The organism is Blautia sp. LMAG:89, assembly GCF_008679485.1.
Lineage (GTDB): Bacteria > Bacillota > Clostridia > Lachnospirales > Lachnospiraceae > Blautia_A > Blautia_A fusiformis.
Genome location: NZ_NANC01000012.1, coordinates 13,501 through 35,012, shown reverse-complemented (window position 1 = coordinate 35,012; position 21,512 = coordinate 13,501). Strand labels below are relative to the sequence as shown.

Below are 21,512 nucleotides of genomic sequence, written 5' to 3'. Positions count from 1 at the left end.
CATATCAGATTTCTTAATTCCATTACCGTAACGGTCACAGATAGCCCTGTATTAATCTTCAAAACAGGTGATCACATAACGCTCACTTTCCATGATCACATCGGAAACATTATCCCTGTCCCAGATCGCATCACTGATGATATCTTTCAGCTTATCATCCATAACGATATTAAAATTCTCCTCGATCACCTGAAACGGAACTCCCTCATTCTCCTGTGCATACTCCATGATAAAATCAAGAATCTTCTCTTCCATACCTTAAAATCTGCCTTTCTGTAAATACTAACGTTTAATATATTACATCAGATTTCCGCAGATGTCCAGATATTTTCCAGCCATGTCTATGCGGTATTCCATAAGATATTATGCCAGTATACACACCCCTTCACATTTCGTTCTATATCAGAATCTGGTATGTCGGTTCACATATTTTGCTTTATATTTGGAGTACACAATGGTCTGATCCTTGTAAAGGCCATAATATCCCGATGCTGCATAGCTGATAGATACTGCGATCAGATAGAAGGATACTCCCTTAAATCCAAACATTTCAAAAGCGATCAGGATCGAAGTGATCGGACAGTTGGTCACACCGCAGAAAACTGCTGCCATTCCGCAGGCTGCACAGATCGACGGAGAAATTCCCATAAGATTACCCATCACACAGCCAAAGGTAGCTCCAATGCAGAAAGAAGGTACGATCTCTCCCCCGCGGAATCCTGCGCGCATAGTCAGTGCTGTAAGCACCATTTTCCAGAAAAAGGCGAAAGTATCCGCCTGTCCGTTTTCCACCGCTTTTTCAATAAGCTCCGCACCAGCGCCCATATATTCATCTGTTCTCAAAATAAAGGTGACAACAATGACCAGGCAGGCGCCCACTGCAACCCTGACATATTTATTCTTAAACCATCTGCCATAAAGTCCTGCTGCACCATTCAGCGCAATACAGAACATAATGCTGACAAATGCACAGCCCAGAGCGATCACTCCCATTTTCAGGCCAGTTTCCACAGTCAGTGCCGGAATATCCGTCACATGAAAACTTTCCGGCGTGACTCCCATTCCGGCTGCAAATCCGGAAGCGATCAATGACGCGATCATACACGGCATCAGTGCTGCATAATACATCACGCCCACACTGACCACTTCCAGCGCAAAAACTGCCGCTGCCATCGGTGTTCCAAACAATGCGGAAAACGCCGCGCTCATGCCGCACATGACAATTACATGACGGTCCTCCTCGTCCAGATGGATCCATCTTCCAAGCTGGTTGGCAATACTTCCTCCAAGCTGGATCGCTGCTCCCTCACGTCCCGCAGAACCACCGGTAAAATGAGTCAGCGCCGTTGTGATAAAGATCAGCGGCGCAGAAAGGATCGGCACATCATCTCTGGAACGCACGGTAGAAAGAACCTGATTGGTCCCTCCATCCTCTTTTCCAAGCTTCTCATACAAAAATACAATGACAAGTCCAGATAATGGCAGCAAAAGAAAAATCCATTCATGCGCCTTCCGGTAACTGGTCACTGCCTTCAACGTAAAAGAAAACAGTGTGCTGGCAGCTCCTACGATACATCCTGTAATGACAGCAAGAACCAGCCACTTGATCAGATTTGAGATATCCCGGCTGATTCTTGCACTGTAATAATATAAATGTTCCTTTAATCTTTTGTTATGATCGATCCCCATGTTCCTTCCCTTCTTTTCTTTACTGTCTGCATTATACTACATTTTTCCTCTCAGTAAAAGCAGGAAGAGAAAGCCCTGTTATTTTTTCTTCCGGGAAATATGCCTGTGTATCAGGATCGAGAATACACTGATCATCACAAGAAGCACTGCGGAAAGCCAGAATGCCGGTGATCCGGGATTCTTGATATTTGCTCCAAATATCGTGGCTAGGATAACTCCCGGAAATGTTCCCAGCATCCCGCCCAGCATATATACTTCAAACGGGATCTTCACCGCGCCCAGAAACAGGCCCACTGCATCCCCGGGCAAAAAATTCAGCGTTCTCATAAAAAAAGAGATATACAGCGGATTTCCGTTCTGATAGTCCACCACTGTTTTCAGCTTCGGATATTTGGAAGTAAGATTCTCCACCATGGAAGAGCCGGAAAAACGTCCCATCCAGTAAGGAAGCGCCAATGTAACTGCTCTTCCCAGAAAGTTCACCAGAAGTGCAGTTCCTGTAGAAAACAGATGTCCTACAGCCAGCTGCAAAACTGCAATGGGGAATACAAAGGAAACACTTTTCACGGCATAAAACACAAGCATAAGCAATGCAGCCTTAACAGGTTCCTTCGGCGTATAGCGCAGAATCTTTTCCACAGACAGATCCTCTCTATAACGGATACAGAAAAGGAGAAGCACAAGAAGGAGCACCGCTGGCAGATATTTTCTGATGTTGTCAATCATTTTTTTCATGGTCTGATCCCTCCGTTTTCAAAAAAAGAGCACCGGCACCTGTTTCCGGTACCGTGCTCTTTTATAAGTTCTGCTTTTTTAAGTTTCAGGATCAGCAGCCTTTCTTCGCTGCCTTTCTCTCCTGGTCTTCCTTCCACATTTCCTCTGCTACCGGCTTCCAGTTTTCAGCATACCGATCACATTTCGCACAGAGATGCTCTGCACTCTCCGGTGACTGAAGATCTGTGGAATGTGCTCCGGATTTTTCTACCATTTCTCTCAGCTTCTGCGGATTTTCAAGCATCGGGCATGGACGGTACATATTGTCATTAAACGGCTGTCCGTCATGATATGCCATCATCATCGGAGACTGCAGTGCTTCCAGAAGTGTTTTCTCGCGGATATTGGAATCAGAATAATGGATAAACACACATGGATCGATATCGCCGTTTGCATTGATATGCAGATAGCGACGGCCGCCTGCAATACATCCTCCCACAAACTCTGCATCATTCTGGAAATCCATTGCAAACAACGGCTTTGTTGCACGGTATTTACGGATACGCTCATAGGTTTCTCTTCTCTGTGCAGGAGTAGGAAGCAGCTCCGGTGCTGCATCATTTCCAACCGGCATATAATGGAAATACCAGATAAAGTACGCTCCAAGATCGATCAGGCTGTCGTAAAATGCCTCTGATGTGATAGACTCGAAATTTGCACTCGTATAACATGCAGAGATACCAAATACAAGCTTCTTCTCTCTGAGAAGATTGATGGCCTTGATAACCTTCTGGTATACACCATTTCCTCTTCTGCCATCTGTTGCAGTCTCAAATCCTTCCAGTGAAATCGCAGGAACAAAGTTTCCTACCCGAAGCATATCATTTGCAAAATCCTCATCGATCAGTGTTGCATTTGTGAAGGAAAGGAAGATACAGTCATTATGTTTCTCGCAAAGACGGATCAGATCCTTTTTTCTTACAAGTGGCTCTCCGCCTGTGTAAATATACATATAAACGCCAAGCTCCTTACCCTGGCGGATGATGTCATCGATCTCATCGTAGGTGAGGTTCAGCTTGTTTCCATACTCTGCTGCCCAGCATCCTGTACAGTGCAGGTTACATGCACTTGTTGGGTCAAGAAGGATTGCCCACGGGATATTACAGCCATATTTCTCACGGCATTCATCCTGTTTCTTCCAGCCTGCAAGATTTGCATTGATAAAGAAGTTTGCAACCAGAGTTTTCATAACATGCGGATCAATATCAGTTACCAATCTATGAATAAACGGATAATACGGATGTTCCGGATTGGAAATGACTTCGCGGATCATTGCTCTCTGTGTAGGAAATCCACCACCGGAAAATTTATCTGCCCAGTCCATGATCTTGATAAAATTCTTATCCGGATCTTTATAAACATAGTTAAATGCCTGTTCAAGTCCGAATTTCTTAAGTGTGTTCATTGCGCTCATACTATCTCTCCTTATTTCTCTCAATGTAAATATGCAATCTAGCTAAACGGACATCTTCATTCCGTCACACTGCATTTCGAGTACCAAAGCTTTCTTACTATCTTTGCCTGACTCATGGTGTTACTGTACGTTTTTTCCATTTGAATAACAATAGACAATATAATTGGTATGACCAAAAACTAGGCAAATCTGTTAAAATGCCTAAATATTATTGGCATTTATTCTAAATAACATTAGTTATTTTTGTGCATACTTACTTCACGATGTTTATCCATGTAAAAAACACCCTGGCAAAGGCAGAAATATCTTCCGCCCTGCTTCGGGTGTTTTTGATTTATCTTATTACTTCATTACAATATTTATATCTACTCGAAAATGTTGATTTTACGCTGTTTTTCGCTATCTATCTTATGATTTACTCCATTTTTACTCCAATTTTAAGCCAATATTTTCAGTTCGGCTACTTCTTCTTTTTTCTTTTCTTCTGAAACGTGCGTGTATAAATCGGTTGTCATTGCCAATGTGGAGTGACCTAAGAGTTTCTGCACTACCTGTTGGTCTACTCCATTTTCATAGCACCTTGTAGCGTATGTATGTCGTAGAGTGTGACAGGTAAATAGTTCAAATATCTTCGGCTCTCTCTTTTCTTCCTTTGCCAGTTCAATCTCTATTACATTGATTTTCGCTACATAGTCTTTGATTGCACTATTAACGTTGTAATAGTAAACTGGCGAACCGTCTGAACAGGTAAATACCAAATTTTGAAATTCTTTATGCTGTTTCCATATTGAGCGTTTCCACATCTTCTGTTCTGTCTGCTTTATCTTCTGATTTTGCAAAATCTCATATACTTCATCTGTCATAGGAATAACACGATTGCTTGATATGGTTTTGGCGGTTGTGTAGAAAAACTTTGAACCCTCGACGGGACTAGAAGCCTTTGAATAATGAATTGTCTTATTGATTGTAATTTCTCTTTTTTCAAAGTCACAATCTTCCCATTTCAGCCCAAGCACTTCTCCAATCCGACAACCTGTTGTCACAGCAAATTTCAAAACATTGATGTGTATGTAGGAAGAAGCAAATGTAAAGAATTTTTCCTGTTCCTCTCTTGTTAATACACGCCTTTCCTTTTTCACTTCTTTTGGCATTTCCACACCGATACATGGATTTTTTCTAATATATTCACTCAATACTGCTTTATCAAACATATCACTCAGCATAAATCTGATGTTCGACACCGTTCCATGTGCAAGACCGCTATCTATCAATTCATTTATGAATTTTTGAACATGATATGTTTTAATGTCCTGCAAATACATCTTTCCGATAGAGTTCTTCACTCTTGAATTATAGTAACTGTGGTTTTTATATATCGTAGTCATTTTGACTGTTTTCTTCTTATACAACTCCGTCCACGTTACATACCATGCGTTTAAAGTGATACTTTCGCCGTTGCCATTCAAACCATGTTCATCTTCATAAACCGCTTCTCGCAACTTCCGTTTTAATTCATTCAGTTTAAAATCATAAAGCGTTTTACGTTTTCCTGTTTTGCTTGTAAATCTTGCAATATAGCGTCCATCTGCTCTCTGTGAAATTCCCTTACCGAGTTCTTTTCCTTTTAAATCTTTACCCATACCAACTTTCCTTTCTTCTACTGAAAGAAATATGGTAAAGTAAATATTTCAATTTTCATTATATCCACACCCCATTTTCTTTTCAAGCCCTTTTGCATTGATATTCCAGCCATTCATCAAGTAATTTCTTATTTGCATACAACCGATTACCAATGCGTACTGTAAATCTATTTTTCGGATTGTTCAACAGTTCTCTTGCCTTTGTTTTCCCAATCCCCATATACTCACAAAATTCATTTATATTTAGTAGTGCTTTCTCGATACGATTACCCCCTTTCGCCTAATTTTCTTGCTTTTATATAATCATCATACAACTGCTTTTGTGTGATATTCATTTTTCCATTTGCTATAAGATTACCAATATAATCTCTCTGCTCTATTTTTCCAACCTCTGCAAACAGTTTCAAAGACGGTGCAACATACTTTTCTAGCCACTCCCACACCTTTTGTAAACTTTTCTTCTGTGGTTGCATAGTAAGCTTCACCTTGCCTATGTCTTTCATCAATTCCGCCCATGCTTTATAGGTTGGATAAAGTCTTTTTCGTGTTGTCGTGCTGTCTGTCGGCTTTTCTAAAAATCGTATTTTGCTGTTCAATACTTCCATTGCCAGTCCTGCCACATCTCTATATCTCAATAATTCCTGTACTACACTTACTGCCATTTCCTGCCGAAATCTCAATTCATATCTGTTCCAATTTTCATCTAATTCTGTTCCATACTTTTTATTCTGTTCATATCCCTTTTCATAAAATACCAATCTCAAATTACTGGCTGAACTGCCAAGATAAAGACTACCACCTTTACTCTGAAACACTTCTTCTTTCAGTTCTCCCGAGTCGTGAAAATCTATCTCCCGTAACTTTGAAGAAAGTAATCCCTCTTTTGTCCGTACAATCAAATCGGGAATACTCAAATACGGTTTTCTATCGTCTATCGCCAAATCAATCCGAGGAAAATTGATATGATACTGACAAACTCTGTTTAAGAAATCAAACCATGTTTCCTCATTGAGTTGTAAAAAATTTTCATAGTTGCGACAGCCTTTCCCGCTCATTAAAATCTGAAAGCCTTGATACTGTGCATTTCCTGTCGGCTTTAGCACCTTGATATTATCGAAGATTGCCACAACCTCATGTCCTGCAATCCCTTTTTCATAGCCTGTTACCGTCATAAGTTCCATAGGTATTCTCAGCACATCTTCTATGACCGCTTCTAACGGAACTTCTTTAATGGTTATCTGACACCAATCTATCAAGGCACTTAATTCTTCTTTCTGTCGTATTACTCCCCTGTTAGTGTAGGGGAGTTCTGGAAGAAAACTTCCGTTTCTTTCTTCCAAATTTATCAAACCTCCTTATCTGCAATGGCGTTGCCATTGCCCTGCCCCCAACCTGCCGTTTGGTACGTCAGAACGAGGGCAGGAACTTTGACCGCCTACATAGTTTTGTTTGGAACAGGGCGGATACCCTTACAGGTAATCTTCTCCACTAATACAGGGAAGTTTCCTCTCTGCACATAAGGGGCATATACTGGTTCTTCCAGTTCCACCACAGCATAAGGCTCAATCTTCGGAAGTTCCGTTGCTTCCAAGCGAATATCCACGCTGTTCCCAAGTTTCATGCTTCCAAGATGAAGTTTTAAGGCTTCCACTTCCTCTGTTTTCTTCTTACTGTCTTTATCATAACGGTAACAGTTATCCGCACCCATGAAACGAAGTTCTCCAAAGGCTTCTTTTACCTGTTCTTTTGTCAATGTAATCTGCATACACGTTCCTTTCTCCCCGTTGAACCGATAGGTCAGTTTTTCATATTTTCATTTTCTCATTACGACGCCGTTTGTTGTTCAGTTATTTCTGAACTTAATTGTATGTTAGCACAGACACATTTGTTTTGCAATAGAAAGTTTAGTTTTTTATAAACTTTTTTGTTTTCTTTTTTCTGAACTTGTGGTATAGTGTCCTTAGACGATACGATATGAGAGGTTATAACGAGATATGGAAAGAGAGGGTTTTTCAGATGAATACAATCGCAGAACGGATTAAATTTGCCATGAGAGCAAAAAATAAAAAACAGGTGGATATAGTCAAAGATACAGGTATCAGCAAAGGAGCGTTCAGTTCCTATCTTTCGGGACAGTACAACCCGAAAGCCGATAAAATGGAATTGATTGCAGACTCCTTAGATGTAGACTTACGGTGGCTTTACGGACAAAATGTGCCTATGGAACATACAAGCCAAAATAACAACGCTCTGCAATATGTCTTTTACAACAACTCCTGTTCCGAGTATCTTCTTGATAATTTAGACGATATATATATTGCCATGATGACACAGTATGCCGCCCTTATTCCACGCTTTTATGTTCTTGTCAATCGTGCTGGAAATGCAATGCACATACTGCCATTATTTTTGAAAGAGGATAGTTCCCAATTTTATGAATGTCCGTCTGATTTCTTCTATTCCGACAGGCATACCATTTTTACAAGAGATTTTGAAAGTATTCACATGGTATTAACAACCGCCACGATTTACTATTACGGAATTGATACAAAAACTTATGAACCGAAAGTTACCAAACTTGCCTACTCACAAACTGACGATTGCTTTTATATCAACAATGAAGTTCATGATTGTCATATCAAAGCATTTGAAAAAGAAGTGGTAAAAGAAGCACTTTACTTAAAACACAACGCCCAATAACAGACAAGAGGACTTGCAAGGTTTTCTGACCTTTCAAGTCCTCTGCTGTATCATGGTGCTGTTGGCTGTGTCCGTTCCGTCAAGGACTGCCCTACGGCGTATCGGCTTCGCCTTGTTCCTTGACCTCACTAGGTATAGGCAAACTGAAATACGTTTAATCATTCTTACACATTTATTGTGTTTATTTGAATAACACAAACAAAAGTACACAATAATGTAGTAATATTGATAAAAATATTACTAATTTTTTTATTCTTACAACGATAACCAATGCTGATAATAATAAATATAACACTTAAAATCAAAAAAAGCAAATTCCATAAGTTCAAATGATACATATGAGTACCTTTTATAAATCTTGACACCCAATTACTAATATCCACCAATAAAATAAGCACAGTTAAAATTGTATCCGCAATATACGATATAAAGGCAAGTCGTTTAAACTTTTTGTAAGACCATATAGTTACCGACAAAATCAATAATAGAATAGGAAATGAATAAATAAAAACAAAAAACCACATTAACTTTGTTGATGAACCTATTGCGTCCATTTATACTCCCCCTTTCCTCTAAAATATAAAATATCTTTACTCTATTATTTTTAGAGCAATTTCTTTAGCAAGACTACTTGAAACCCGTTCTTTTTGCAAACTATCTTCAAGATATATAGCAAAATATTCTCTTTGTTGTCCCTTTTCAGTAAAACCTATAAACCATGCTTCTCCATTTGTGCTAGAACCCGTTTTCCCATATACTTTTTTCTCTTGCCCATCTTCAATTAACATAATTTTCTTTAATATTTCAACATTCTGACTATCATAAAAACTTTTACCCTCAAAAATTTTTGATAAAACCCCTACCTGTTCATATGGAGATATTTTTAAAGATGAACCTAGCCAAAATCCGTTTAATTCTTTGTATGGATTTATATTACTTCCTTCCCATGCAGAAACATCACAATTACCATACTCCAACTCACTTAGTTCTTTTTTTACTTCTTGTTCTCCCGCACTATTTATAATCTGATGAAAATACCATATACAAGATGTCTGAAATGCTTTTTGCAAAGTCAAATTCTCGTTCCATTCCGAATTTGGATATTGAGTTCCATCATAGTTCATAGTGGAGGTTTCATCTTTAATAATATCGTTGTGTAGTCCTATTAATGTAGAAATAATTTTAAAAGTTGAATATGGGGATACTTCTTGTTCTGCCATATCTTTATTATACAAAGAATACTTGTTTTCTGACGGACTATATAAAACTGCACAGCCAGTAATACCATTAAAGTTGGCACTTAAATCAAGTGTTTCTTCCTCATTGCTCTCTCTCACTTTTTCTTCTGTTTTATCATCTGTTTTTGATTGTTCTAATTGATTTGTTTCTATCAACTCCACTTTTTCTTCTCTAGATGAACACCCCAATAACATTAGAAAACATATTACTAAAATACAGGTAATCTTGAATAATCTTGACATACTTTCTCCTTACAACCTCCAATTTGTTTATTTCTCATAATATCATACTTTGTAATTATTTACACCATTATAATCGCAAAAAATAACGCAGACAATATCTCTATCATCTGCGTCATTCCTCTAATGTTTTCTTGAAATATTTACTCCATTTTCTTTCAACTTTTACTCCAAATTTACTCCTTTTTAAAAATCTGTTACGATATTTTGCGGCATTCTACGATACCTTTTCTTTAAAGAAAAATGTCTGTAAACCTTGATTTCAAGCAAACTTTTCAATATTTCCAAGCACTTTATTCTGTTGTGAGAATTTCTTCTCAATTATTTTACTACGATATTGATGATCTTCTTCGGTACGTAAATCTCTTTGATGATATTTCCGGAAATCTTATCTGCAACTGCCTTCTTTCCTTCGGCAATCGCATCTTCTTTGGAGATTTCTGCCGGAATACTGATAACAGCCTTGGTCTTGCCGTTGATCTGAACCGGAACCTCGATCTCATCATCCTTCATAAGCTCCTCATCGTGAGCCGGCCACTGTGCATGGAAAATGGAATCCTCATGACCAAGCTTCTCCCAGATCTCCTCTGCAATATGAGGAACAAATGGCGCAAGAAGAATGGTAACTGTCTCGATGGTTTCTTTGTCAACAGCGCCGTCGTTCTGCTTTGCGATAGCGATCAGCTTGTTTGTGTATTCCATAAATCCGGACACTACGGTATTCAGGCTGAAGGCCTCAAGTCTGCTGGTGATATCGTATACCATCTTATGCCGGGTCTTCTCCATCTCTTTGGTAGCCGGGATATCTTTCTCAATGCTGTCAAGAGCCAGATTCCAGAAACGTTTCAGGAATCTGGATACACCATCGATTCCTCTGTCATCCCATTCTGCATCCAATTCCGGCGGTCCTACGAACAGCTCATACATACGTAAGGAATCACATCCGTAATCATTTACAAGATCATCCGGTGAAATAACATTTCCTTTGGATTTACTCATCTTGATTCCGTTTTTACCTGTGATCATACCCTGGTTGAACAGCTTGACAAACGGCTCATCGAAATCAATAGCTCCGATATCATACAGGAACTTGGTGTAGAATCTGGAGTACAGAAGATGAAGAACAGCATGCTCTACACCACCGATATACATATCTACCGGCAGATATTTATCAGCTTTCTCTTTGGAAACCAGTTCTTTATTATTCTTATTATCTACATAACGGAGGAAATACCAGGAAGATCCTGCCCACTGAGGCATGGTGTTTGTCTCACGTTTTGCAGGAGCACCACAGCATGGGCATGTGGTATTTACCCACTCGTCAATAGCTGCAAGCGGTGACTCTCCGGTTCCTGTCGGCTGGTAGCTTTCTACCTCCGGAAGTCTTAACGGAAGCTGATCCTCCGGTACCGGTACCGCACCGCATTTCGGGCAGTGTACGATCGGGATCGGCTCACCCCAGTAACGCTGACGGGAAAATACCCAGTCTCTCAGTTTGTAGTTGACAGTCTTACGTCCGATACCCAGCTTCTCGATGATATGCGGTGCTTCCTTCTTCAGTACGGAAGATTCCATTCCGTTCCACTCACCGGAGTTGATCATGGTTCCGGAAGCCTCTGTGTAAGCTTCTGTCATATTCTGAATTTCTTTACCATCTTTTGCGATAACCTGGATGATCGGAATATCGAATTTCTTTGCGAACTCAAAGTCACGGTCATCATGAGCAGGTACACACATGATAGCACCTGTACCATAATCAGCAAGTACATAGTCAGAAAGCCAGATTGGAAGCTTCTCGCCGTTCAGCGGATTGATCGCATAAGTACCTGTGAACACACCGGTCTTCTCTTTATCCTGAAGACGGTCTACATTGGATTTCATGGAAGCATCAAAGATATATTTCTCTACAGCCTCTCTTGTCTCGTCTGTTGCAAGAGATTTTGCAAGAGCATGCTCCGGTGCAAGTACCATGAATGTTGCTCCATGAAGAGTATCCGGTCTTGTTGTATAGACCGTGATCTTCTCTTCTCTTCCCTCAACCGGGAAATCGACCTCTGCGCCGTAGGATTTGCCGATCCAGTCTGTCTGCATCTTTTTAACCTTCTCCGGCCAGTCCAGTTTATCCAGATCACTTAAAAGTCTGTCTGCATATTTTGTGATGCGGAGCATCCACTGACGGAGGTTCTTTTTGGTAACCGGAGTGCCACAACGCTCGCAGCATCCGTTTACAACCTCTTCATTTGCAAGACCTGTCTTACAGGAAGGGCACCAGTTGATCGGGAACTCCTTCTCATATGCAAGCCCCTCTTTGAACATTTTTACAAAGATCCACTGTGTCCATTTATAGAATTCCGGATCTGTTGTGTTAACCTCCATATCCCAGTCATAGATCGCTGCGATATCGTTGATCTGACGTTTGATATTTTTGATGTTTGCTGCTGTAGATACTGCCGGATGAACACCCATCTTGATGGCATAGTTCTCAGCCGGGAGACCAAAAGCGTCCCATCCCATCGGATGGATCAGGTAATAACCCTGGAGCATTTTATAGCGGCTCCATACATCAGAGATCACATAGCCTCTCCAGTGTCCTACATGAAGACCGTTTCCGGACGGATACGGGAACATATCCAGACAGTAGTATTTCGGTTTCTTGCCATCATTGACATTTACCGGCTTTTTCTCCCAGTTTGTGCGCCATTTCGCTTCGATGGCTCTATGGTTATAAGGTGCAGCCATTTTTTTATTCCTCCTGACAAATTACTCAGTATTAATACTTTAATGCTTTCACACACTGCTATTAATTTTAACTACTTATGATGTATTTGTCAAACAAAAATCAAAAAACAGCCTTTTTCCATCAAAATATACATGAACCTGCAATCCTGACCTGGTTTAGTTGACGCTTCTTTTTTCACATGATATAATTTCCTGCATGTATTTTCCTATATTATACATACCATACATATTTATCTTAGGAGGGAACGCATAAATGAAATCTTTTTATTCCTGGTACCGGAAGCATATTACCGGTGCGATCTTTACAGGACTGATCCTGGGTATCCTCACAGGACTTTTCCTGGCCGGACGGTTTGAACCTGTCCTCACTGTGACCAGTCTGATCGGAAGTATCTACATGAACGCCCTGAACATGATGATCTTTCCCATGGTCTTCTGTTCCATTGTCATTGGAATCTGTTCCATCGGAAACGCACGTACTACCGGCAAGATCACTGTAGCATCCATGATCTATTTTCTCTGCACAACGGCACTTGCCAGCCTGTGCGGACTGATCATCCCGAGACTGATCCATCTCGGAAAGGGAGTCAAATTTGAGATGGCAACAGCCGATATCCAGGCTACAGAAATGAGCAGTATCCTTGACACCCTGAAAAACCTGATCCCTTCCAACCCGATTGCCGCATTTGCTGACGGAAACATGCTCCAGGTTCTGGTGTTTGCCCTGATTATTGGTTTCACACTGATCGCAGTCGGTGAAAAAGGAACTCCATTCCTGAATCTGATTGATTCCGTCAATGAAGTATGCCTGAAGATCATCACAACCATCATGTACTTTACACCCATCGGTGTTTTCTGTACCATCGTACCGGTTGTGGAAGCCAACGGAACTGAAACGATCATTTCCCTTGCAACACAGCTTGTCATTCTGTATGTAGCATTCTTTGGCTTCGCTATTGTAGTGTACGGTCTCTCTGTAAAGCTGATCGGCAAACAGAGTCCGCTGAAATTCCTGAAAGCGATCCTGCCAGCAGCACTGAACGCCTTCGGAACCTGCTCAAGCTCCGCAACCATTCCATTAAGCAAGCAGTGTATGGAAGAAGAAATGGGCGTATCCAACCAGATCACCAGCATCGCCATTCCTCTTGGTGCTACCGTTAACATGGATGCTGTATCTATCCTGATGTCCTTTATGATCATGTTCTTTGCAAACGCCTGCGGGATCCATGTAAGTATTCCTCTTATGATCATTATCCTTCTTGCAAACGTACTGCTTTCCGTTGGTACTCCAGGTGTTCCCGGTGGTGCTATCGCATCTTTCGCAGCACTGGCAACTATGGCCGGACTTCCTGCCGGAGTTCTTGGTGTTTATATCAGCATCAATACCCTCTGTGATATGGGCGCCACCTGTGTCAATGTTATCGGTGACATGGCATGCTGCTCTGTACTGAAAAATGTTATCCAGATTGAGGAAGAAGCATAAACAAATCTTTCTGAAGTGTTATTTAAACAGAATGTGAATTACTTTACATAAAATATTTTATGTAAAGCAGCAATAGCAAAAGCCGTAAGATATATGTTTAAGAAACTTTCACATATACTTACGGCTTTTCTGTTTATCAACTGTTCACATCCTGTATTCTTTATACTGTTTAACGTAAATGATGTAACACAGAAATTTATATTTCATTTTGCTGACTTTATTTTTTCAGAACACGGTAATTTTCTTCTCTATCGTAATCCTTATGGACCCCATCGTCCTCATATAAGGTATACTCCGCACCTTCATATCCAAGAAGCTGCATATTTTTTGTATCCAGAGCTGCCACACATTCCGCTGCTTCTGCAACCGGAATACATTTTCCCTTCCGGATAAACAACGGGATCTCATTCAGTGCCACCTCTACATAATGAACACCCTTTTCAAGGATCTCCTCTGCAATGGTTCCATCCGGAAGGAATTTCACAAACTTCATCTCCTCCGGAAGATATACATAACGGCCTCTTGCGTTCTGTTCATAAACCGGAGCGATCATGATCTCATTTCCAAGAAGCAGCTGGTCTTCCACATGTACGGCAATCTTATCCTCCGGATAAACAAAGCCCAACGGCCGGAAATACATATCATCGTTCAGAGCCGCCTTCATATATTCACTGTAAAGATATGGAATAAGACGATATCTTACACCGATCACATGACGGAAATCTTCCACATTTTCAAACTGGTAGCATTCCTGCTCTCTGGTACCGATCGCTGTATGATCACGCATCAGCGGTGTGAATACTCCAAGTGCCAGGAAACGAAGCAGCAGTTCTCTTGTTGTATCAGCGCCAAATCCACCCAGATCTGCTCCTGCATACAGGAAACCACACATATTCAGAGAGGGCATCATCTTCAGGTTCAAAAGGATATGAGCCCACCAGGATTTATTATCGCCGGTCCAGATCCCACCATAACGATGCATACCAATATAGGATGATCTGGAGAACATCAGAAAACGTTTTTCCGGATCGATCCGTTCAAAAGCCTCCCCTGCTGCTCTGGTCATATTGTAGCCAAACAGGTTATGGACTTTGTCATGGCGGATCTTTCTGCCATCCACATTATGGTAAAATCTCCGATAATCTTCCGGATTGTTTGCAACATTGCGAAGTGCACTCTGCATCTTCCAGATATGGATCTTTCCTTCCGTATCTTTTGCAAATTCTCCTGCAAGCTCTTTGATCTCTTTCATTCCCTCTGTGGAATAGAAGATCGCCGGCTCATTCATATCGTTCCAGAAACCGTCGATTCCCTTCTCGATCAGGAAACGGTATTTGTCACCGAACCATTTTCTGGCATCTTTGTTCAATACATCCGGAAAATGAGTATCACCCGGCCATACAGCAGCTACAAAATCACTGCCGTCCTCTCTCTGGCAGAAGTAGCGATTTTTGACACCCTCCTCATAAACATCGTATCCCGGCTCTACCTTGACGCCGGCATCGATGATCGGGATCAGACGGATATCCTGATCCTTCAGTTCCTTTACGAATTCCGGAAAATCCTGAAAATTCTCTTCACTTAATGTAAAGTCCTTATAAGACTGCATATAATCAATATCCATATAGATCATATCAATAGGAATATGATTTTCACGATATCCAGCTGCAACCTTCCGGAAATCCTCTTTTGTAGTATAGCCCCATCTGCTCTGGCCAAATCCAAAGGCAAATTTCGGCGGGATATAGCTTCTTCCGATCACATGACGGAACTGCTTTACAATATCATAGGGACTCTCCCCTTCGATCACATAAAGCTTCAGGTCTGCATTTTCGCAGGTTACCTTCATGGTATCCATTCTGGTATAGCCAATGTCAAAGGTGATCGCTGCCGGATAGTCAAAAAACATTCCAAAGGTTTCTTTTCCGGACACAATGATAAGATTATGTGCACCGTACAGGGAATGTTTATCCTCTGTATGCTCCGGATCATCGGTACAGTTACTGGTGTAAATGAATCCTCTCTTGTTGATACCGCGGTTGGATTCTCCCAATCCGTAGACGATATCCTCTTCATCCATGATATAAGTAAAAGAAAATCCATCTTCTGCACAGATTTCTCCATATCCTGGCTTTCCTTCTGCTGTCTCAATGTTTTCTGTCAGTGCCTCAGTCTCAAAGGGCTCTCCATATACATATTTTTTTATCATTTTTCCCTCTCCTGTTACAGATTTCTGTAAAGAACAAATGCCTCATAAGGTTTCAGGACCACTTTCTTTCCAAAATCCTTTCTTCCAAGATTTGTGATCAGACATTCTGCATTTTTCTGAAATTCTTCCGGAATTTCCATTTCTGCCACATGCTCACTGAAATTGCAAACTGTGAGAAGCTTCTCTCCCTCAAGGGTTCTGGTATATGCAAAAATCTGATCATGATCTCTGTAAAGTGCCTCAAAAACACCGTAAACGATCACCGGTTTTTCTTTTCTTAAACGGATCAGCTTCTGATAATAATGGAAAATAGAATTCGGATCTGAAAGCTGCTGCTTCGCATTGATTTCCTTATAATTAGAGTTTACCCTGATCCATGGCGTTCCCTCCGTAAAGCCGGCCTGATGAGAATCCTCCCACTGCATTGGTGTTCTGGCATTGTCACGTCCTCTCAGCATCAGGCACTTCATCATATATTCCGGTGTATAAATACCTGCTTCTGTATATTCATGGAAATACTGAATACTCTCGATATCACGATAATCCTTAAGCTCTGTAAAATAAGCATTGGTCATTCCAAGCTCTTCTCCCTGATAAACATAAGGAGTTCCCTGCATCATATGAAGACAGGTTGCCAGCATCTTGGCTGAAGTTTCCCTGTATGCCGGATTATCATTTCCAAATCTGGAAACACTTCTTGGCTGGTCATGATTTCCAAGAAACAGACTGTTCCATGCTTTTCCCGCAAGCTCTTCCTGCCATTTGATCATAACCTTTTTAAATTCCTGGAAATCGTATTTTTCGGTAGTCCATTTACCATGGTCTGATCCCTGATCCTCTACATGCTCAAACTGAAACACCATGTTCAGCTCATTCCTGTCCTCACCTGCATATTTCTGTGCCTCTTCGATAGTCACACCGGAGGTTTCTCCAACTGTCATCACATCGTATCGGGATAAAACCTCTCTGTTCATTTCCTGAAGAAACTCATGGATCCTCGGGCCATGGACGCAGTAAGGACCAAAATCACCGTATAATCCTCCATTCATTTCTCCATCCGGATATGACTGATCCTTGGAGATCATGCTGATCACGTCCATTCGGAAACCGTCGATTCCTTTTTCACACCAGAAATTCATCATATCGTAAACTTCCTGACGAACCTTTTCATTTTCCCAGTTCAGATCCGGCTGTTTTCTTGAAAACAGGTGAAGATAATACATCTCTGTCTGAGGATCATACTCCCATGCAGGTCCTCCGAACGCACTTCCCCAGTTATTCGGTTCTTTTCCATTCACCGGCTCTCTCCAGATATAGTAATCCCTGTAAGGATTATCTTTGGATTTCCTGCTTTCAATAAACCAGTTGTGTTCATCGGAAGTATGGTTTACGACCAGATCCATGAGGATCTTAATGCCCCGTTTATGCGCTTCTTCAAGAAGCTTTTCATAATCCTCCATGGTTCCATATTCTTTATAGATCCTGCGGTAATCGGAAATATCATAGCCATTGTCGTCCTGCGGAGATTCCAGCATGGGTGAGATCCAGAGAACATTTACTCCCAGTTCTTTCAGATAGTCCAGTTTTTCTATGATCCCGGGAATATCACCAATTCCGTCTCCGTTGCTGTCCTTAAAACTTCTCGGGTAAATCTGATATACCACGCTTTCTTTCCACCAGTTTTTTTTCATGGTAAATGGCCTCCTTTTTCTGTTGATTCTGAAATTAGCATATCCTATCCACCCTTTAAAATCAACAGGTTTCTCGTGAAACTTAAATTACTGCCAAACTTTTTTGTTTTTTTTATGCAGTTTTAACAATAAAGCACTACTGTCCGGCGAAAGAATTCCTACCACATTCCGGAAAGGCGCCAGGAAAAGTCATCACAACATAAAAAAAGAGATCCTGCTACTCTTTTACAGAATCTCTCTTTACAAGCCAGACAGGGCTTTTTACATTTTTTTCGGCAGGTTCCTTTCCCTCTGCCATAAGAAGCAGCTTCCGCAAGGCCAGAAGTGCTTTCTGATGAACATCCTGATGAATGGTGGTCAGCTTTGGCCTGACGATCTGCGCATAAAAATTATCATCAAAGCCGGTAATAGAAATCTGATCCGGAATCCGGATTCCCCTGTCTGTAAAAAAATTGATGGCCTCCACAGCTGTGTAATCCGAAGAAAATGCCAGAGCCTTTGTCTCCAGAAAATGAGGCAGCAACTCTTCATATTTTTTCAGTCTGCGCCGGGGTTCCTGGGGAACCACCACATAGCGGGAGCGGCTGCAGAAGCCGCCATTTTTTTCCATAGCATGTTTAAATCCAAGCCATCTGGCATAATCACTGTCCTGCTCTGTTTCCGCAACAAAAAGTGCCCGGTGGTATCCACAGGAATGCAGATATTCCCCGATCTGATATCCGCCGGAATAATCATCCACTCCTACATTCTGAAAGCTATATCCACCCTTCGGATAGGCATCGATCAATACCATTTTTTTATTCAGCTTTCTGGAAAGCTGATGATACTGTTCTTCATTATACCCTATAATGATAAGACCCTCTACATTCCAACGGGATGCCATATCTACCACATTATCGATCCGTTCACCGCCAATGAGCATAATATAATAGCCTCTGTTTTCTGCTTCGACCTGCAGCGTTCCGGTGATCTCTCCCACAAAAGAATCCTGCAGAGACTGCATACCATGAATGAAGGAAAAACCAAGAACCACTCCAATGATCCTTGAGCCGTGTCCGGATAGCATCACAGATCCCATGTGGGGAACATAATTCTGCTCCTTCAGGATCGCCGTGATCCGGTCAATGGTGCTCTGTGAAACCCGTTTTGTATTTCCATTGATCACATTGGATACGGTTGTACGACTGACACCTGCCATATCCGCGATATCCTGCAGCCTTATCATTTCATTGAATACTGCATCAGCTCATAATGAAGCTCACAGCCCTCATAGATTTCTGCCGGAAGTAATGCTCTGGCAACTACTTTCAGTTCCTCCTCCGGCTGATCCACACGCTTCAGATGTGCATAATCTCCGTCAATCTGTTCCACGATATAATCACATACTAACATTTTTTTGTCCTCTCTCTTTTCTTTTTTGCTCATACTTCAATAACCTGTATGAGCGCAATTCGTTTCTCTGACTGCTTATTCACGAATGCATCTAAAAACAGGCTACAGCAAATGCTGCAGCCTGTCAACTCTTTATTCTGCCCTCAAAAAATATCTCTGTTTATTCGTCAGCACTGTCAACCTTGCTTGCGCGTGCCGCGATCTCTTTCTCCTGGATATCATTAGGAGCCTGCTCATAGCGTGCAAATTCATAGGAGAAATCTCCGCTTCCACCGGTCATGGAACGAAGGACAGTGGAATAACCATAGATTTCAAGAAGCGGAACATCTGCCTCAATGATGGTATTTCCTTCGTGGTCCGGATTCATTCCGAGAACACGACCACGTCTCTTGTTCAGATCTCCCATAATATCACCGGTATATTTATCCGGAACTGTAACCTTCATGGAGATGATCGGCTCAAGAAGTACAGGAGACGCTTCCATAAAGCCCTTCTTGAAGGCAAGGATAGTTGCCATCTTAAATGCCATCTCAGAAGAATCTACCGGATGATAAGATCCATCATAAAGGGTTGCCTTCACACCAACAACCGGATATGCAGCCAGAGGTCCCTTGAGAACACATTCCTGAAGTCCCTTCTCAACAGCCGGGAAGTAGTTCTTCGGAACTGCACCACCTACAACTACCTGCTCAAATACATAAGGTGTCTCCAGATCGCCAGATGGCTCAAAGCGCATCTTAACGTGGCCATACTGTCCGTGTCCGCCGGACTGTTTCTTATGTTTGCCTTCTACATCTGAATTTTTACGAAGTGTCTCACGGAACGGAACCTTCGGTTTGGAAAGCTCCACATCCACTTTATAGCGCTCCTTCAGCTTGCTGACAACGATATCAAGATGCTGATCACCCATACCGTAGATCAGACTCTGACGGTTTGCACTGTCATTGACAACCTTCAGTGTTCTGTCCTCTGTCATCATCTTGGCAAGGGATTGTGCGATCTTATCCTCGTCGCCCTTCTTCACTGCCTTAAACCTCTTATATGTATATGGTGTGGAAAGTATAGCCTTTGGATAAAGGATCGGATTCGCCTTGGTTGCAAGGCTGTCACCGGTCTGTACACTGCCAAGCTTGGCAATGGCACCGATATCCCCTGCAAAAAGCTCCGGAACTTCGATCGGTTTGGAACCTTCCATGACATAAAGCTTGTTTACACGCTCCTCTGTTCCTTTCTCTACATTAAGAAGTGTATCATCGGATTTCAGCACACCGGAGCATACCTTGATCAGAGAATATTTACCAAGGAACGGATCCGCGATGGTCTTAAATACATAGGCGGATTTTGCCTTGGCAAAGTCATAATTGGCCTCAAAGATCTCGTTAGTCTTCTGTGCGATACCGTTGCAGGAACGTCCGCTTGGGCTTGGGAAGTAACCACAGATATCATCCAGAAGGTTAGATACACCGCGAAGGTTCACCGGTGATCCCATGCATACCGGAACAATACTTCCATCCTGTACATTGGTTGCAATAGCGGCGGAAACCTCTGCTACGGAGAAGGTATCTCCCTCGAAATAACGGTCCATAAATTCTTCGCTTGTCTCTGCAACAGACTCCATCAGAGTTTCATGATATTTCTCAAGATATTCTGTCAGATAATCCGGAACCGGGCATTCTTCCTTGCCGGCCTTATCAATATATCTTCTTCCTGCCTGCTTCACAACATTGACATAACCTACAAACTTACCATCCTCACGGATCGGGAAATGAAGGGGAGCGATCCTCTTGCCGTACAGCTCTGTCAGCTCTTCCACGACCTCACGATAGCTGACATCATCCACGTCCATATCTGTAACAAAGATCATTCGCGGAAGCTTATATTTCTCGCAGAGATTCCATGCTTTCTGTGTTCCTACCTGAACACCGGCCTTACCGGAAACAACGATGATCGCTGCATCTGCGGCACTGACTGCCTCCTCAACTTCTCCCACAAAATCGAAGTATCCGGGAGTATCCAGTACATTTACCTTCACCTTGTCCCATGGTACCGGGATCAGAGAAGTTGTGATGGAAAAATGTCTCTTTATTTCTTCCTTGTCATAATCGCTGACAGTATTGCCATCCTCAACACGTCCGAGTCTGCTTGTCATACCTGCCAGATAAGCCATTGCCTCAGCCAGTGTTGTTTTGCCTGCGCCACCATGACCTAATAGGACTACATTTCTGATTCGGTCTGTTCTGAAAACGTCCATATGTAATACCTCCCTGTTTGTCTTACTTAATATGTTCACATTTTACTAAATT

17 protein-coding genes are annotated in these 21,512 nt (G+C 41.7%); 2 read left to right on the top strand and 15 right to left on the bottom strand.

The genetic code is table 11. The annotated features are described in order from the left end of the window. Positions 1–51: 51 nt before the first annotated feature. From CCC70_RS13260 to CCC70_RS13225, 8 genes are all read right to left on the bottom strand, one after another. Positions 52–255: a hypothetical protein gene (locus CCC70_RS13260; protein WP_015525195.1), complete on the bottom strand. Its 204-nt coding sequence runs from the start codon at positions 253–255 to the stop codon at positions 52–54. A 147-nt stretch (positions 256–402) separates the two neighbouring features. Further along, entirely contained in the window at positions 403–1,689 is a 1,287-nt protein-coding gene (locus CCC70_RS13255) for a chloride channel protein (protein ID WP_287085040.1), read from the bottom strand. Between the two features lie 78 nt (positions 1,690–1,767). Next, a complete protein-coding gene (locus tag CCC70_RS13250) occupies positions 1,768–2,424 on the bottom strand; it encodes a TVP38/TMEM64 family protein (RefSeq protein ID WP_287085039.1) in 657 nt (218 codons plus the stop codon). 91 nt (positions 2,425–2,515) lie between these two features. Continuing rightward, entirely contained in the window at positions 2,516–3,877 is a 1,362-nt protein-coding gene (locus CCC70_RS13245; protein ID WP_110104118.1) for a radical SAM protein, read from the bottom strand. Positions 3,878–4,314: 437 nt separating this feature from the next. Beyond that, positions 4,315–5,517 (bottom strand): tyrosine-type recombinase/integrase, encoded by a 1,203-nt coding sequence (locus CCC70_RS13240; protein ID WP_287085038.1) that lies wholly within the window; start codon positions 5,515–5,517, stop codon positions 4,315–4,317. Between the two features lie 82 nt (positions 5,518–5,599). Further along, the gene (locus CCC70_RS16590; RefSeq protein WP_081445676.1) at positions 5,600–5,779 is read right to left on the bottom strand and encodes an excisionase; all 180 of its coding nucleotides are present in this window, start codon (positions 5,777–5,779) and stop codon (positions 5,600–5,602) included. Between the two features lie 4 nt (positions 5,780–5,783). Next, a complete protein-coding gene (locus CCC70_RS13230) occupies positions 5,784–6,866 on the bottom strand; it encodes a replication initiation factor domain-containing protein (protein ID WP_287085037.1) in 1,083 nt (360 codons plus the stop codon). An 86-nt stretch (positions 6,867–6,952) separates the two neighbouring features. Then, positions 6,953–7,282, bottom strand: coding sequence for a hypothetical protein (locus CCC70_RS13225; protein WP_015543380.1), 330 nt, complete (start codon positions 7,280–7,282; stop codon positions 6,953–6,955). A gap of 251 nt (positions 7,283–7,533) precedes the next feature. Between CCC70_RS13225 and CCC70_RS13220 the strand changes: the two genes are divergently transcribed. Then, positions 7,534–8,217 carry a helix-turn-helix domain-containing protein gene (locus CCC70_RS13220; RefSeq protein ID WP_287085036.1) on the top strand — a complete coding sequence of 228 codons (684 nt, stop codon included), beginning with the start codon at positions 7,534–7,536 and terminating at the stop codon, positions 8,215–8,217. Between the two features lie 590 nt (positions 8,218–8,807). Here the strand turns inward: CCC70_RS13220 and CCC70_RS13215 are convergent. Together CCC70_RS13215 and leuS are read right to left on the bottom strand one after the other, a co-directional pair. Then, positions 8,808–9,698: a class D beta-lactamase gene (locus CCC70_RS13215; RefSeq protein WP_118013382.1), complete on the bottom strand. Its 891-nt coding sequence runs from the start codon at positions 9,696–9,698 to the stop codon at positions 8,808–8,810. A 318-nt stretch (positions 9,699–10,016) separates the two neighbouring features. Further along, positions 10,017–12,434: a leucine--tRNA ligase gene (gene leuS / locus CCC70_RS13210; RefSeq protein ID WP_021652634.1), complete on the bottom strand. Its 2,418-nt coding sequence runs from the start codon at positions 12,432–12,434 to the stop codon at positions 10,017–10,019. A 253-nt stretch (positions 12,435–12,687) separates the two neighbouring features. Between leuS and CCC70_RS13205 the strand changes: the two genes are divergently transcribed. Continuing rightward, positions 12,688–13,917 carry a dicarboxylate/amino acid:cation symporter gene (locus CCC70_RS13205; protein WP_287085035.1) on the top strand — a complete coding sequence of 410 codons (1,230 nt, stop codon included), beginning with the start codon at positions 12,688–12,690 and terminating at the stop codon, positions 13,915–13,917. Positions 13,918–14,134: 217 nt separating this feature from the next. On the opposite strand, the gene CCC70_RS13200 is transcribed toward CCC70_RS13205, so the two are convergent. The 5 genes from CCC70_RS13200 to CCC70_RS13180 all read right to left on the bottom strand — a co-directional run bounded on the left by CCC70_RS13200 (position 14,135) and on the right by CCC70_RS13180 (position 21,460). Then, positions 14,135–16,126 (bottom strand): glycoside hydrolase family 31 protein, encoded by a 1,992-nt coding sequence (locus tag CCC70_RS13200; protein ID WP_287085034.1) that lies wholly within the window; start codon positions 16,124–16,126, stop codon positions 14,135–14,137. A gap of 14 nt (positions 16,127–16,140) precedes the next feature. Beyond that, entirely contained in the window at positions 16,141–17,817 is a 1,677-nt protein-coding gene (locus CCC70_RS13195) for a glycoside hydrolase family 13 protein (protein WP_114001585.1), read from the bottom strand. Between the two features lie 217 nt (positions 17,818–18,034). After that, positions 18,035–19,042, bottom strand: a complete 1,008-nt coding sequence (locus tag CCC70_RS13190) for a LacI family DNA-binding transcriptional regulator (RefSeq protein WP_118369229.1) — start codon at positions 19,040–19,042, stop codon at positions 18,035–18,037. After that, positions 19,039–19,209 (bottom strand): hypothetical protein, encoded by a 171-nt coding sequence (locus CCC70_RS13185; RefSeq protein ID WP_015525206.1) that lies wholly within the window; start codon positions 19,207–19,209, stop codon positions 19,039–19,041. Before CCC70_RS13185 ends, CCC70_RS13190 begins: the two co-directional genes overlap by 4 nt. Positions 19,210–19,369: 160 nt before the next feature. After that, positions 19,370–21,460: an elongation factor G gene (locus CCC70_RS13180; protein WP_118369231.1), complete on the bottom strand. Its 2,091-nt coding sequence runs from the start codon at positions 21,458–21,460 to the stop codon at positions 19,370–19,372. Between the last annotated feature and the right edge of the window lie 52 nt (positions 21,461–21,512).

What these genes read in the sequence shown, in the direction of transcription:
- CCC70_RS13260 (WP_015525195.1), bottom strand. Translation starts at nt 255, where the DNA reads ATGGAAGAGAAGATTCTTGATTTTATCATGGAGTATGCACAGGAGAAT.
- CCC70_RS13255 (WP_287085040.1), bottom strand. Translation starts at nt 1,689, where the DNA reads ATGGGGATCGATCATAACAAAAGATTAAAGGAACATTTATATTATTAC.
- CCC70_RS13250 (WP_287085039.1), bottom strand. Translation starts at nt 2,424, where the DNA reads ATGAAAAAAATGATTGACAACATCAGAAAATATCTGCCAGCGGTGCTC.
- CCC70_RS13245 (WP_110104118.1), bottom strand. Translation starts at nt 3,877, where the DNA reads ATGAGCGCAATGAACACACTTAAGAAATTCGGACTTGAACAGGCATTT.
- CCC70_RS13240 (WP_287085038.1), bottom strand. Translation starts at nt 5,517, where the DNA reads ATGGGTAAAGATTTAAAAGGAAAAGAACTCGGTAAGGGAATTTCACAG.
- CCC70_RS13225 (WP_015543380.1), bottom strand. Translation starts at nt 7,282, where the DNA reads ATGCAGATTACATTGACAAAAGAACAGGTAAAAGAAGCCTTTGGAGAA.
- CCC70_RS13220 (WP_287085036.1), top strand. Translation starts at nt 7,534, where the DNA reads ATGAATACAATCGCAGAACGGATTAAATTTGCCATGAGAGCAAAAAAT.
- CCC70_RS13215 (WP_118013382.1), bottom strand. Translation starts at nt 9,698, where the DNA reads ATGTCAAGATTATTCAAGATTACCTGTATTTTAGTAATATGTTTTCTA.
- leuS (WP_021652634.1), bottom strand. Translation starts at nt 12,434, where the DNA reads ATGGCTGCACCTTATAACCATAGAGCCATCGAAGCGAAATGGCGCACA.
- CCC70_RS13205 (WP_287085035.1), top strand. Translation starts at nt 12,688, where the DNA reads ATGAAATCTTTTTATTCCTGGTACCGGAAGCATATTACCGGTGCGATC.
- CCC70_RS13200 (WP_287085034.1), bottom strand. Translation starts at nt 16,126, where the DNA reads ATGATAAAAAAATATGTATATGGAGAGCCCTTTGAGACTGAGGCACTG.
- CCC70_RS13195 (WP_114001585.1), bottom strand. Translation starts at nt 17,817, where the DNA reads ATGAAAAAAAACTGGTGGAAAGAAAGCGTGGTATATCAGATTTACCCG.
- CCC70_RS13190 (WP_118369229.1), bottom strand. Translation starts at nt 19,042, where the DNA reads ATGATAAGGCTGCAGGATATCGCGGATATGGCAGGTGTCAGTCGTACA.
- CCC70_RS13185 (WP_015525206.1), bottom strand. Translation starts at nt 19,209, where the DNA reads ATGTTAGTATGTGATTATATCGTGGAACAGATTGACGGAGATTATGCA.
- CCC70_RS13180 (WP_118369231.1), bottom strand. Translation starts at nt 21,460, where the DNA reads ATGGACGTTTTCAGAACAGACCGAATCAGAAATGTAGTCCTATTAGGT.